General features: G+C 70.0%; 12 protein-coding genes. 2 read left to right on the top strand and 10 right to left on the bottom strand.

What is annotated here, in order from left to right:
• The first annotated feature begins 26 nt into the window (after positions 1 to 26).
• Entirely contained in the window at positions 27 to 851 is an 825-nt protein-coding gene (locus tag ACZ7L0_RS32320; protein ID WP_471246072.1) for a peptidylprolyl isomerase, read from the top strand.
• A gap of 143 nt (positions 852 to 994) precedes the next feature.
• Positions 995 to 2,224, top strand: coding sequence for a DUF349 domain-containing protein (locus tag ACZ7L0_RS32315; protein ID WP_471246071.1), 1,230 nt, complete (start codon positions 995 to 997; stop codon positions 2,222 to 2,224).
• 81 nt (positions 2,225 to 2,305) lie between these two features.
• Here the strand turns inward: ACZ7L0_RS32315 and ACZ7L0_RS32310 are convergent, their stop codons facing one another.
• From ACZ7L0_RS32310 to pdxT, 10 genes are all read right to left on the bottom strand, one after another.
• Positions 2,306 to 4,843, bottom strand: coding sequence for a RelA/SpoT family protein (locus tag ACZ7L0_RS32310; protein ID WP_471246070.1), 2,538 nt, complete (start codon positions 4,841 to 4,843; stop codon positions 2,306 to 2,308).
• 193 nt (positions 4,844 to 5,036) lie between these two features.
• Positions 5,037 to 5,585, bottom strand: a complete 549-nt coding sequence (locus tag ACZ7L0_RS32305) for an adenine phosphoribosyltransferase (RefSeq protein WP_471246069.1) — start codon at positions 5,583 to 5,585, stop codon at positions 5,037 to 5,039.
• Positions 5,582 to 6,688 carry a protein translocase subunit SecF gene (secF, locus tag ACZ7L0_RS32300; protein ID WP_471246068.1) on the bottom strand — a complete coding sequence of 369 codons (1,107 nt, stop codon included), beginning with the start codon at positions 6,686 to 6,688 and terminating at the stop codon, positions 5,582 to 5,584. Before secF ends, ACZ7L0_RS32305 begins: the two co-directional genes overlap by 4 nt.
• 3 nt (positions 6,689 to 6,691) lie before the next feature.
• Positions 6,692 to 8,470, bottom strand: coding sequence for a protein translocase subunit SecD (secD, locus tag ACZ7L0_RS32295; protein WP_471246067.1), 1,779 nt, complete (start codon positions 8,468 to 8,470; stop codon positions 6,692 to 6,694).
• A 141-nt stretch (positions 8,471 to 8,611) separates the two neighbouring features.
• Positions 8,612 to 9,163: a preprotein translocase subunit YajC gene (yajC, locus tag ACZ7L0_RS32290; protein ID WP_471246066.1), complete on the bottom strand. Its 552-nt coding sequence runs from the start codon at positions 9,161 to 9,163 to the stop codon at positions 8,612 to 8,614.
• Positions 9,164 to 9,330: 167 nt separating this feature from the next.
• Positions 9,331 to 10,407: a Holliday junction branch migration DNA helicase RuvB gene (gene ruvB / locus ACZ7L0_RS32285; protein WP_471246065.1), complete on the bottom strand. Its 1,077-nt coding sequence runs from the start codon at positions 10,405 to 10,407 to the stop codon at positions 9,331 to 9,333.
• Between the two features lie 26 nt (positions 10,408 to 10,433).
• Positions 10,434 to 11,039, bottom strand: coding sequence for a Holliday junction branch migration protein RuvA (ruvA, locus tag ACZ7L0_RS32280; RefSeq protein ID WP_471246064.1), 606 nt, complete (start codon positions 11,037 to 11,039; stop codon positions 10,434 to 10,436).
• Entirely contained in the window at positions 11,036 to 11,566 is a 531-nt protein-coding gene (gene ruvC / locus ACZ7L0_RS32275) for a crossover junction endodeoxyribonuclease RuvC (RefSeq protein WP_471246063.1), read from the bottom strand. Before ruvC ends, ruvA begins: the two co-directional genes overlap by 4 nt.
• Before the next feature lie 119 nt (positions 11,567 to 11,685).
• Positions 11,686 to 12,438, bottom strand: coding sequence for a YebC/PmpR family DNA-binding transcriptional regulator (locus ACZ7L0_RS32270; protein WP_471246062.1), 753 nt, complete (start codon positions 12,436 to 12,438; stop codon positions 11,686 to 11,688).
• An 80-nt stretch (positions 12,439 to 12,518) separates the two neighbouring features.
• The gene (pdxT, locus tag ACZ7L0_RS32265; RefSeq protein WP_471246061.1) at positions 12,519 to 13,124 is read right to left on the bottom strand and encodes a pyridoxal 5'-phosphate synthase glutaminase subunit PdxT; all 606 of its coding nucleotides are present in this window, start codon (positions 13,122 to 13,124) and stop codon (positions 12,519 to 12,521) included.
• Between the last annotated feature and the right edge of the window lie 6 nt (positions 13,125 to 13,130).

The raw sequence follows: 13,130 nt of genomic DNA, 5'->3' as shown, positions 1-13,130 counted from the left end.
CACGACACGCATGAGGAGAGAACCCGGTGGTCAGCCAGGAGCAGCGGCGGCGTCAGCTCGCCCGGGAGAAGTTCTTGCGGCAGCAGCAGCGGCGCACGTCGGCGCGGCGCAAGGCACGCATGCGCAACTCCGTGATCGCGTCGGTGCTCGGCGTGGTCGTCATAGGCAGCGTCGCCCTGTACACGACCGGGGTGCTGAAGAACGACGACGACAAGAAGTCCAACGCCAGTTCCGACGTCACCCCCAGCGCCTCGCCCACCAGCAAGGCCCCGGACCCGTGCGAGAAGGCCGCCAAGGGTTCGGTGAAGAAGCTGAGCTGGAAGAAGGAACCGGCGGTCACCATCGACAAGTCGGCGAAGTACACGATGAAGCTGGCGACGACCTGCGGTGACATCGGCGTCGCGCTGAAGACCTCGGCGGCGCCGCACACGGTGAACTCGTTCAACTTCCTCGCGGCCAAGGGCTACTTCGACCACACGAAGTGCCACCGGCTCACCACCAACGGCATCTACGTGCTGCAGTGCGGCGACCCGACGGGCACCGGCAGCGGTGGTCCGGGGTACACGATCCCTGACGAGAACCTCAAGGACGCAAGCCTGAAGGGCAACGTCTATCCGGCGGGCACGGTCGCGATGGCGAACACCGGCCAGAAGCACACCGGTGGCAGCCAATTCTTCCTGGTCTACCAGGACAGCCAGTTGCCGCCCAGCTACACCCCGTTCGGTACTGTCGACGCGGCGGGCCTGAAGGTGCTGAAGAAGATCGCCGCCGCGGGCGACAGCACCGGGCAGGGTGACGGTGCTCCGAACGCGACGGTCGTGATCAACAAGGCGACGGTCACGAAATCCTGACGGCCGGGTCGGCGGGCAGCGGAATTCGGTCGCGCTGGATGCGGACAGGCAACCCGCTGGTCGCCTATGTTGGCCGTGACGAAACTGTGGACGATGCCCGGGGGAGCTGAGGCCCCCCGCAGGCATCATGTGGAGGAGGCGCTGTGAGCAGCGACCCGTGGGGCCGCGTCGACGAGACGGGGACCGTGTACGTGCGTACGGCCGACGGCGAGCAGGTCGTCGGTTCCTGGCAGGCCGGCTCCCCCGAGGAGGCGCTGGCCTACTTCGAGCGCAAGTACGAGGGCCTGGTTGTCGAGATCGGCCTCCTCGAGAAGCGAGTGCAGACCACCGACCTGTCGGCGAAGGACGCACAGGCCGCCATCGACCACCTCCGGGAGCAGGTCGACGCGCACCACGCGGTCGGCGACCTGGACGCGCTGCGCACCCGCCTGGACAAGCTCGTCCAGACCGTCGAGGCGCGCCGCGAGGAGCGCAAGCAGCAGCGCGCCAAGCAGTCCGACGAGGCCCGGCACTCCAAGGAGGCGCTGGTCGCCGAGGCGGAGGAGCTGGCGCAGTCCGACCAGTGGCGGGCGGCCGGTGAGCGGCTGCGTTCCCTCGTGGACACCTGGAAGGGCCTGCCGCGTCTGGACCGCAAGTCGGACGACGAGCTGTGGCACCGCTTCTCGCACGCTCGCTCGGCGTTCTCCAAGCGGCGCAAGGCGCACTTCGCGCAGCTGGACGCGCAGCGCGAGGAGGCCCGGAAGACCAAGGAGAGGCTGGTCGCCGAGGCCGAGGCCCTGTCCGGTTCCACGGACTGGGGTCCGACGGCGGCCCGCTACCGCGAGCTGATGGCGGAGTGGAAGGCCGCGGGCCGCGCCCAGCGCGAACACGAGGACGACCTGTGGAACCGCTTCCGCGGCGCCCAGGACGTGTTCTTCGCCGCCCGCAGCTCGGTCTTCGCCGAGCGGGACGCGGAGCAGTCGGAGAACCTGAAGCTGAAGGAGGAGCTGGCCGAGGAGGCCGAGAAGCTCCTGCCGATCACGGACCTGAAGTCCGCCCGCGCAGCCTTCCGCTCGATCAACGAGCGCTGGGAGGCCATCGGCCATGTGCCGCGCGACGCGCGTCCGAAGGTCGAGGGCCGGATGCACACGGTCGACCGGGCGATCCAGGAGGCCGAGGAGGCCGAGTGGCGCCGGACGAACCCGGAGGCACGCGCGCGTGCCGAGGGTCTGACCGGCCAGCTGCAGGCCGCCGTGGACAAGCTCAGGGGTCAGATCGAGCAGGCGCGCGCCCAGGGCAACACCGCCAAGGCCGACAAGCTCGAGCGGGAGCTGGAGGGCCGTCAGGCCCTGCTGGACCAGGCGCTGAAGGGTCTGCAGGAGTTCGGCGGCTGACGCCTGCCCCACGCACGTGAGAGGGCCCCGTACGACGGTGTACGGGGCCCTCTCGCGTGCGCTGCTACGTCCGGCGGGTCGTCATGAACGGCTGCGCGCCGACGTCACCCGGTACACGTCGTACACGCCCTCCACGCCCCGTACCGCCTTCAGGACGTGTCCGAGGTGCTTGGGGTCGCCCATCTCGAAGGTGAAGCGGGAGGTGGCCACACGGTCGCGGGAGGTCTGGACGGCCGCGGAGAGGATGTTGACGTGCTGGTCGGACAGGACGCGCGTGACGTCCGACAGCAGCCGGGAGCGGTCCAGGGCCTCGACCTGGATGGCGACCAGGAAGACGGAGGACTGGGTGGGCGCCCACTCGACGTCGAGGATGCGCTCCGGCTCTCGGGACAGTGACTCCACGTTGACGCAGTCGCTGCGGTGAACCGATACGCCGCTACCGCGCGTGACGAAGCCGATGATCGGGTCGCCGGGGACCGGCGTACAACAGCGGGCCAGCTTGACCCACACGTCGTCGACACCCTTGACGACGACGCCCGGGTCGGCGCTGGAGCGGCGCTTGCGGCTGCGGCTGCGGGAGGGCGGGACCGTCTCGTCGATCTCCTCGGTGGCCGCCTCCTCGCCGCCGAGCGCCTGGACGAGCTTCTGCACGATGTTCTGCGCGGAGACATGGCCCTCGCCGATCGCCGCGTACAGCGCGGAGATGTCCGAGTAGCGCATCTCGTGGGCGAGCGTGACGAGCGAGTCGCCGGTGAGGATGCGCTGGATCGGCAGGTTCTGCTTGCGCATCGCGCGGACGATGGCGTCCTTGCCCTGCTCGATCGCCTCGTCGCGCCGCTCCTTGGAGAACCACGCCCGGATCTTGTTGCGGGCGCGCGGCGACTTCACGAACCCGAGCCAGTCGCGGGAGGGACCCGCGCCGGGCGCCTTGGAGGTGAAGACCTCGACCAGGTCGCCATTGTCCAGGGTGGATTCCAGTGGTACGAGGCGGCCGTTGACCCGCGCCCCTATGGTGCGGTGGCCGACCTCGGTGTGCACCGCGTACGCGAAGTCGACCGGGGTGGCACCGGCCGGGAGCGCGATGACGTCGCCCTTGGGGGTGAAGACGAAGACCTCGTTGCGGGAGAGGTCGAAGCGCAGCGACTCCAGGAACTCGCTGGGGTCCTCGGTCTCCTTCTGCCAGTCCAGGAGCTGCCGCAGCCACGCCATGTCGTTGATGGCGTCCTTGTCCTTGCCGGACGCCTTGGGCACGTCGGTGCGCACCTTGGAGGCGCCGGCGACGGCCTCCTGCTTGTACTTCCAGTGGGCGGCGATGCCGTACTCGGCGCGGCGGTGCATGTCGAAGGTGCGGATCTGGAGTTCGACCGGCTTGCCGTTGGGCCCGATGACCGTCGTGTGCAGCGACTGGTACATGTTGAACTTGGGCATCGCGATGTAGTCCTTGAACCGGCCGGGGACCGGGTTCCATCGCGCGTGCACGGTGCCGAGGGCCGCGTAGCAGTCCCTGACCGTGTCGACCAGGACACGGATGCCCACCAGGTCGTAGATCTCCGCGAAGTCACGGCCGCGGACGATCATCTTCTGGTAGACGCTGTAATAGTGCTTGGGCCGGCCGGTGACGGTCGCCTTGATGCGGGCGGCGCGCAGGTCGGCCTGGACCTCGTCGGTCACTATGGCGAGGTACTCGTCGCGCTTGGGGGCCCGCTCGGCGACGAGCCGCACGATCTCGTCGTACATCTTGGGGTAGAGGATCGCGAAGGCGAGATCCTCCAGCTCCCACTTGATGGTGTTCATGCCCAGGCGGTGGGCGAGCGGCGCGTAGATCTCCAGGGTCTCGCGCGCCTTCTTCTCCTGCTTCTCGCGCTTGAGGTAGCGCATGGTGCGCATGTTGTGCAGGCGGTCGGCGAGCTTGATGACCAGGACGCGGGGGTCCTTGGCCATGGCGACGACCATCTTGCGCACGGTCTCGGCCTGCGCGGCCTCACCGAACTTGACCTTGTCCAGCTTGGTGACGCCGTCGACGAGGAGGGCGACCACGTCGCCGAAGTCCCGGCGCAGGTCGTCCAGGCCGTACTCGGTGTCCTCGACGGTGTCGTGCAGCAGCCCCGCCATCAGGGTGGCCGGGTCCATGCCCAGCTCGGCGAGGATGGTGGTCACCGCCAGCGGGTGCGTGATGTACGGGTCGCCGCTCTTGCGCTTCTGGCCGCGGTGCCAGCGCTCGGCGACCTGATAGGCGCGCTCGATCTGGCGCAGGGTGGCGTTCTCGATCTTGGGGTCGTTGCTGCGGACTATGCGCAGCAGCGGCTCCAGGACCGGGTTGTAGGGGTTGGCGCGCTGGACGCCCAGGCGGGCGAGGCGGGCACGGACGCGGTTGGAGGAGCCGGAGCGCGCGGGCTGTCCGGCCGACGGGCGGACCGCCGGGGACTGCGCGGGGTGCTCGGGCGGTGCCGACTTGGGGCGCGTGGTCTCGGCCGACTTCTCGACGGGCGCGGACTGGGCGTGCTCGACCGGCCCGCGGGGGTCGTTCTTCGCGTGGGGCGCGTTCGGCGCGGGCTTCGCCGTGGAGGCCGAGGCGGGCTCGGGCTTGGCGGCGGTCAGTGGCTGGGCCTCGTCTGGCAAGAGGGCTCCTCGTGCGCGATCCGGGTCCCCGGTCAGGCTCCGGAGATCCCATGGTAGCGATCCTGGGCTCCGGCATCGCCCGCAGACCGATGTGAGGACCGTCTACCGGGGAAACACGGGGTGCTGCCGCGGGATTCCGAAAACGCGGCCGAGGCCGCCCCGGAACTCCCGGGACGGCCTCGGACTGCGTTGATCAGACCTGCAGAAGGGCTTCCAGCGGCGCCCCGTTCAGCGCCGCCTCCAGCCGCGGACGGCCCTGGAGGAACCCCAGTTCCATCAGGACCGCGACGCCCGCCACCTCGGCGCCCGCACGGTGGATGAGCTGGATCGCCGCCTCCGCGGTACCCCCCGTGGCGAGCACGTCGTCCACGATGAGGATGCGGTCGGCGGACGTCAGGTCCTCCGCGTGCACCTCGATCTCGGCCGACCCGTACTCCAGGTCGTAGGCCTGCCGCAGGGTCGCTCCGGGGAGCTTGCCCGCCTTGCGTACGGGGATGAAGCCGAGGCCCGCGCGGACGGCGACCGGAGCGCCCAGGATGAAGCCGCGGGCCTCCAGGCCGACGACCTTGGTGGCACCGGTGCGCTCGGCGATCTCCGCCAGCGCCTGGGTCAGGGCGGCGAAGGCCGCCGGGTCCGCCAGGAGCGGGGTGATGTCCTTGAACATCACGCCCGGCTCCGGGTAGTCCTCCACGTCCCGGATACGGCTGAGCAGCAGCGTCGTGATGTCGGTGAGCTCGGTCATCGGCGCTTCCCAGAAGGTCGGCCGCGGCCCCGGTTGCGGGACGCGGGCTGGTTGCGCGGGCCCACCACGGCCGCGGCGGAGTCATCCGCATCGTCACCGGCGACGGAGCGGGTCTCGGCAAGCTCCTCCCCGGCGCCCTGGGCGCGCTTGGCCAGGACACGCTTGCGCAGGGCCCTCATCTCCGGCTCGCGCTCCTTGAGGTCGGCGACGAGCGGCGTGGCGATGAAGATCGAGGAGTACGCGCCCGCCGCGAGGCCGACGAACAGCGACAGCGAGATGTCGTTGAGCGTGCCGGCGCCGAGGAAGCCTCCGCCGATGAACAGCAGGGCCGCCACCGGCAGCAGCGCGACCACCGTGGTGTTGATGGAGCGGACCAGGGTGCCGTTGATCGACTGGTTGGCGATGTCGCTGTAGGTGAAGCGGCTCTGCTTGGTGATGTCCTTGGTCTGCTCCTTGAGGCTGTCGAAGACGACGACCGTGTCGTAGAGCGAGTAACCGAGGATGGTCAGCAGACCGATGACCGTACCGGGCGTGACCTCGAAGCCGACGAGGGCGTAGATACCGGTCGTGATGGTGATGTCGTGGATCAGCGCGACGAGCGCCGCGAGGGCCATGCGCCACTCGAAGGCGATCGCCAGGTAGATCACGACGAGGACCATGAAGATCGCCAGGCCTTCCCAGGCCTTGCTGGCGATCTGCTCGCCCCAGCTGGGGCCGACCAGGTCGGACGCCAGCTTCTCCGGGTCGAGGCTCAGGTCCTTGGCCAGCGTCTGCTTGATCTCGCCGGACTTGTCGGTGTCGATACCGGCGATCTGGATGCGCAGGCTGCCGTCACCGAGCTTCTGCACGATGGCCTCGTGGCCGGAGGCGTCGTTCGCGTACTCCTCGGCCTTGGCCACGGAGACGCTCATGTGCTTCGGCGTCGTGAAGACCGCCCCGCCCTGGAACTCGATGCCCATGTTCAGGCCGCGCACCGCCAGGCCGAGGATGGCCGTGATGGTGATCAGGATGGAGACGCCGTACCAGATCTTGCGGTGACCGACGAAGTCGTAGCTGATCTCGCCGCGGTGCAGTCGGGCGCCGAGGCTGCCGAATTTCGACATCGCTCACGCTTCCTTCGGGTCGACAGGGCCGGCGGCAGGACCGGCGGGACGGCGGGTGCGGCGCAGCGGCGCCTTGGCCCCCAGGCTCTTCGGGTCGAGGCCGGACCACTTGTGACCGTCGGCGAAGAACTTCCGGCGGGCGAGGATCGTCATCAGCGGCTTGGTGAAGAAGAAGACGACGACCACGTCGAGCACGGTGGTCAGCCCCAGCGTGAACGCGAAGCCCTGGACCTTGCCGACGGTGACGATGAACAGCACGGCGGCGGCGAGGAACGACACGAAGTCGGAGACCAGGATGGTGCGCCGGGCACGCGGCCAGCCCCGCTCGACGGCGGGACGCAGCGAGCGGCCCTCGCGGATCTCGTCCCTTATGCGTTCGAAGAACACGATGAACGAGTCCGCGGTGATACCGATGGCGACGATCGCACCGCAGACCGCGGGCAGGTTCAGCGCGAAGTTGATGGTCGGACCGAGCAGCGCCATGATCACGTAGGTGAGGATCGCGGAGACCAGCAGCGAGGCGATCGCGATCAACGACAGACCCCGGTAGTAGACCACCAGGTAGATCACGACCAGCGCGAGACCGATGGCACCGGCCAGCAGACCGGCGTGCAGCTGCTCGCCGCCGAGCGCGGCGGTCACGGTGGTGACGCTCTGCTCCTGGAAGGACAGCGGGAGCGCGCCGTACGACAGCATGTTGGCGAGGTTCTGGGCCTCTTCCTGCTTGAAGCTGCCGGAGATCTCCGCCTGGCCGCCGGTGATGGCCTGCTGGACGAACGGGCTGGAGACGACCTCGCCGTCGAGGACGATGCCGAACTCGTTCTGCGGCTTCTGGTTCTTGGCCAGCTCACCGGTGATGGTCGCGAACTTCTTGGATCCGCTGTTGGTGAAGGTCATCTGGACCTGCCAGCCGGAGGCGCCCTGCGTGTCGAACACGGCCGCGGCCTTCTTGACGTCGGTGCCGTCCACGGCGGCCGGGCCGAGCAGGTACTTGTACCAGATCTTGTCGATCTCGCCACAGGCCACGGTGGACTCACCGGGCTTGGCCTTCTTGCCCGCGTTGGCGCGCTGTGCCGGGTCGGCGCAGTCGAGTGCGGTGTACTGGGCCTGGAGCTGGGCGACCCGGGCGTCGGCACCGCCGCTCGACGAGGCGGAGGGGCTCGGGGACGACGACGACTTCGCGGAGGCGGAGGACGACGGCGTGGCGTCGGCCTTCAGGCCGTCGGTGACCGCGCGGCCCTGCGAGGTGGCCGTGGCCGTCGGGGACGCTGAGGAGGACGAGGACGAGGACGCCGTCTGCTTGGGCGACGCGCTGCTCGACGGGCTCGGCGAGGCCTTGCCGCTGGAGGAGGCGCTCGGCGAGGGGCTCGCCGTGCCCGTGCTGGGCTCGCTGGCCAGGACCGGGCGGAAGTACAGCTTCGCGGTGGTGCCGACCTGCTGCTGGGCCTCCTTGGAGTTGGTGCCCTTGGGGATGTTGACGATGATGTTGTCGGTCCCCTGGGTCTGCACCTCCGCCTCGGAGACGCCGAGGCCGTTGACACGGCGGTTCATGATGTCGACCGCGGTGTCCATGTTCGCCTTGTTGATCGCGGCGCCCTGGTCGGCCTTCGCCTTGAGGGTGATGCTCGTTCCGCCGGCCAGGTCGATGCCCAGACGCGGCGTCGGGTGCCCGGTGGCGAACATGCCTCCGGTGAGCGCCACGATGGCGATCAGGATGAGGGCCAGCGAGCGCCCTGGCTTGCTCTGGGCGCTCGCGCTCCGGCCCCTCTTAGGTGCTGCCACCTTCTCGTACTCCCTCTCGGGCCGCCCCGCGCACGGTCGGCGCGGTCGGCCATGACATGGTGTCGGGATCCCGTACGGGAAACAGACGCGCCCGGGGTGCGCCGGCCGCGAACGTGTCGCGACGCGCTCCCCGGGGCGTGACTACTTCGCGTCGGAGTCGCCGTCGGTCTTCTTCGGCTCTTCGTCCGCCTTCGGCTCCTCGTCCGCCTTCGCCTCGGCGGCCTTGGCCTCTTCGGCTCGGGCCTCGGCGGCCTGGGCCGCTTCGGCCTTCGCCTCGGGCGCGTCCTTCTTGCCGAGGTCGACGGCCTTGTCGTCGGAGGCGGCGGCAGCGTCGGCGGCAGGCCCGTCGCTCTCGGTGAGGGAGGACGCGTCGTCCGGGACGACGTCGGCGTCGGACTTCAGGTCGTGCTCGATGCCGTGGACGATGCGGTTGTACTCGTCGTCGGTGAGGACGGCGCCGATCGCGTTCTTGGCGAAGAGGAGCTCGACACCCGGGCCGGCGTCGACGAGGACCGTGTCCTCGTTGACCTCCTTGACCGTCGCGTACATGCCCCCGATCGTGCGCACGCCGGAACCGGGCTGCATCTGATTCCGCATGTCGGCGGCCTGCTGCTGCTTCTTCTTGGCCGAGCGCGTCATCAGGAACATGGCCGCGATGAGCACGATGAACGGGAGAAGGGTCAAGGTATTCACGGGACGGAATTTCCTTCGCGCGACCGCGATGGAGAGCGGCCTGATGTTTGGGGGTGTGGTCGGCGCCGCCGACGAAGGCGGCATCGGCGGAGTCTAAGCGAGTCCGCATGCAAGGAACAACGCTCAGCATGGCACCTGGGTTCCTCCCCCGGCCAATGCCCTCGCCGTCACGCCCCGAACAGGTCCTGTTGTCCGTTTCCACCGGCGGCGGAGCGGGGCGGGGCGAGGCCGAGATGCGCCCATGCGGCGGGCGTGGCGACCCGTCCGCGCGGGGTACGGGCGAGCAGGCCCTCGCGTACCAGGAACGGCTCGGCGACCTCTTCCACGGTCTCCCGCTCCTCCCCCACCGCGACGGCGAGCGTGGACAGGCCGACCGGGCCGCCGCCGAACAGCTTCAACAGGGCCTGGAGGACCGCGCGGTCGAGCCGGTCGAGGCCGCGCGCGTCGACCTCGTACACGGCGAGGGCCGCCGCGGCGATCTCGCGCGTGATGTGCCCGTCCGCCTTGACCTGCGCGTAGTCCCGCACGCGGCGCAGCAGGCGGTTGGCGATGCGGGGCGTGCCGCGGGAGCGGCCGGCGATCTCGGCGGCGCCGTCGGCGTCGATCTCGACGTCGAGGAGACTCGCGGAACGGTGCACGACCCGCTCCAGCTCGGCCGGTTCGTAGAACTCCATGTGCGCGGTGAAGCCGAAGCGGTCGCGCAGCGGGGGCGGCAGCAGGCCCGCGCGCGTGGTGGCGCCGACCAGGGTGAAGGGGGGCAGTTCGAGGGGGATGGCGGTGGCGCCGGGGCCCTTGCCGACGATGACGTCGACCCGGAAGTCCTCCATCGCCATGTAGAGCATCTCCTCGGCGGGCCGGGACATGCGGTGGATCTCGTCGAGGAAGAGGACCTCGCCCTCCTGGAGGGAGGAGAGGATCGCGGCGAGGTCGCCGGCGTGCTGGATGGCGGGGCCGGAGGTGATGCGGATGGGGGCGCCCATCTCGGCCGCGATGATCATCGACAGGGTGGTCTTGCCGAGGCCGGGGGCGCCGGAGAGCAGCACGTGGTCGGCGGTCGCCCCACGCGCGCGTGCGGCGCGCAGGACGAGGTCGAGCTGTTCGCGGACCTTCTCCTGGCCGATGAACTCGCCCAGGTCCTTGGGGCGCAGGGCGGCCTCGACGGCCTGGTCCTCACGGTCGGCGACAGAGCCCACCAGCCGCTCCGCGTCGGGGGCGGCGGGGTCGGTCGTGTCGTCCCAGTTCATGTGGTGTGCCTCGGGGTGGTGGTCGGTCAGCGGGCGCGGTTCAAGGTCTGCAGGGCGGCCTTCAGCAGCTGCCCCACCTGGGGCGTCCCCCCGGCGGCCTCGGCCTGCGGGGCCACCGCGGTCACCGCCTCGTCGGCCTCGCGGGTGGCGTACCCGAGGCCGATGAGCGCGGCGTGCAGCTGGTCGCGCCAGCCCTGGGTGACGGGCGCGCCCACCGCGGGGGCGCCGATCGGCTCGCCGAGGCGGTCCTTCAGTTCCAGCAGCAGCTTCTGGGCGCCCTTCTTGCCGATGCCGGGGACGGCGGTCAGGGCCTTCTCGTCACCGGTGGCGACGGCCCGGCGCAGCGCGTCCGGGGTGTGCACCGCGAGCATCGCCTGGGCGAGTCTCGGTCCGACCCCGCTCGCGGTCTGCAGCAGCTCGAAGACCTGGCGCTCGTCGTCGTCGGCGAAGCCGTACAGCGTCAGGGAGTCCTCGCGGACGACCAGGGAGGTGGCCAGTTTGGCCTCCTTGCCCATCCGCAGGCCCGAGAGGGTGTTGGGCGTGCACTGGACCGCGAGGCCGATGCCGCCCACCTCGACCACCGCGGAGTCGGGGGCGAGGGCGGCGACCGGTCCGCTCACGAAGGCGATCATCCCGTACGGCCTTTCGATGTGTGCAGGGCGACGGCCTGCTGGAGTCGGTTCTGGGCGGGGGCGCGCCAGATGTGGCAGATGGCGAGTGCCAGGGCGTCGGCGGCGTCGGCGGGTCTGGGCGGTGCGGCCAGCCGGAGCAGACGCGTGACCATGGCGCCGACCTGCGCCTTGTCGGCGCGACCGCTGCCGGTGACGGCGGCCTTGACCTCGCTGGGGGTGTGCAGGGCGACGGGGATGCCGCGGCGGGCGGCGCACAGCATGGCGACGGCGCTGGCCTGGGCGGTGCCCATCACCGTACGGACGTTGTGCTGGCTGAACACCCGCTCCACGGCGACGAATTCGGGCCGGTGTTCGTCCAGCCAGGCCTCGATGCCCTGCTCGATGGCGACGAGGCGGTGCCCCAGCTCGGCGTCCGCCGGAGTGCGCACGACACCGACGCCGAGCATGGTGAGCGGGCGCCCCGCGACCCCTTCGACGACGCCGACGCCGCATCGCGTCAGTCCGGGGTCCACCCCGAGTACGCGCACCGCGCCCCCTCCCTCTCGATCGCCTGTTTGTGCAGGCTATCGGGTGCCACTGACAACGGCCGACACGGCGACGGGCCGACGGGTGTGTCCCGTCGGCCCGTTCGAAGATGAGCGTCGGCTCAGGCGTCGACCTTCTCCATGACCTCGTCGCTGACGTCGAAGTTGGCGAAGACGTTCTGCACGTCGTCGCTGTCCTCGAGGGCGTCGATCAGCTTGAAGATCTTCTTGGCGCCCTCCTCGTCCAGCTCGACCTGCATGGTCGGGACGAAGTTGGCGTCGGCGGAGTCGTAGTCGATGCCGGCGTCCTGGAGGGCGGTGCGGACCGCGACCAGGTCGGTGGCCTCGCTGATGACCTCGAAGGACTCACCGAGGTCGTTGACCTCCTCGGCGCCCGCGTCCAGGACGGCGCCGAGCACGTCGTCCTCGGTCAGCTCCCCCTTGGGGACGATGACGACGCCCTTGCGGTTGAACAGGTAGGACACCGAACCGGGGTCGGCCATCGAGCCGCCGTTGCGGGTCATGGCGACGCGGACGTCGGAGGCGGCGCGGTTGCGGTTGTCGGTGAGGCACTCGATGAGCACCGCGACGCCGTTCGGGCCGTAACCCTCGTACATGATGGTCTCGTAGTCGGCGCCACCGGCCTCGAGACCGCCGCCGCGCTTGATGGCGGAGTCGATGTTCTTGTTCGGAACCGACGACTTCTTCGCCTTCTGCACGGCGTCGTACAGCGTCGGGTTGCCGTCCAGGTCGACACCGCCCATGCGCGCAGCGACCTCGATGTTCTTGATCAGCTTCGCGAAGAGCTTGCCGCGCTTGGCGTCGATCACGGCCTTCTTGTGCTTCGTCGTGGCCCATTTAGAGTGGCCGGACATCTGCCTGTCTCCTTCGCGTAACCCATCCTGTACCGAACTCCCCCAGCGCTCCGAGAGCGTGGAAGGTACCCCCGCAGATCCTACAAGGACTCGGCTGTCCGGTACGCGCGCACCATGTCGACGAACAGGGAGTGCACACGGTGGTCGCCCGTCAGCTCCGGGTGGAACGACGTGGCCAGCGCGTTGCCCTGGCGGACCGCCACGATGTGGCCGTCGTGCTCGGCGAGCACCTCGGCCCGGGCGCCGACGGACTCCACCCAGGGGGCGCGGATGAAGACGCCCTCCACGGGGTCGCCGTCGACACCCTCGACGTCGACGGCCGCCTCGAAGGACTCGTTCTGCCGTCCGAAGGCGTTGCGGCGCACGATCATGTCGATGCCGCCGATCGTCTCCTGGCCCGAACGCGGGTCGAGGATCTTGTCGGCGAGCATGATCATGCCCGCGCAGGTGCCGTAGACGGGCATGCCGTCGCGCACGCGCGCGCGGAGGGGTTCCATCACTCCGAAGAGGACGGCCAGCTTGGAGATGGTCGTGGACTCGCCGCCGGGGAGGACGAGGCCGTCGACCTCGGCGAGCTCTTCGGGGCGCCGCACCGGCCTGGCCACGGCATCGGCCGCGGCCAGGGCGATGAGGTGCTCCCGTACGTCGCCCTGGAGGGCCAGGACGCCTATGACAGGAGTGCTCATGAGGGG

This window comes from Streptomyces sp. NPDC039424, assembly GCF_055639495.1.
Note: the sequence above shows the minus strand (reverse complement) of the source record. Positions and strands in the feature narration are given on the sequence as shown.

Coding starts and splice junctions, on each gene's coding strand:
- ACZ7L0_RS32305 (WP_471246069.1), bottom strand. CDS start 5,585: ATGACCGAGCTCACCGACATCACGACGCTGCTGCTCAGCCGTATCCGG.
- secF (WP_471246068.1), bottom strand. CDS start 6,688: ATGTCGAAATTCGGCAGCCTCGGCGCCCGACTGCACCGCGGCGAGATC.
- ruvB (WP_471246065.1), bottom strand. CDS start 10,407: ATGAACTGGGACGACACGACCGACCCCGCCGCCCCCGACGCGGAGCGG.
- ruvA (WP_471246064.1), bottom strand. CDS start 11,039: ATGATCGCCTTCGTGAGCGGACCGGTCGCCGCCCTCGCCCCCGACTCC.
- ACZ7L0_RS32270 (WP_471246062.1), bottom strand. CDS start 12,438: ATGTCCGGCCACTCTAAATGGGCCACGACGAAGCACAAGAAGGCCGTG.
- pdxT (WP_471246061.1), bottom strand. CDS start 13,124: ATGAGCACTCCTGTCATAGGCGTCCTGGCCCTCCAGGGCGACGTACGG.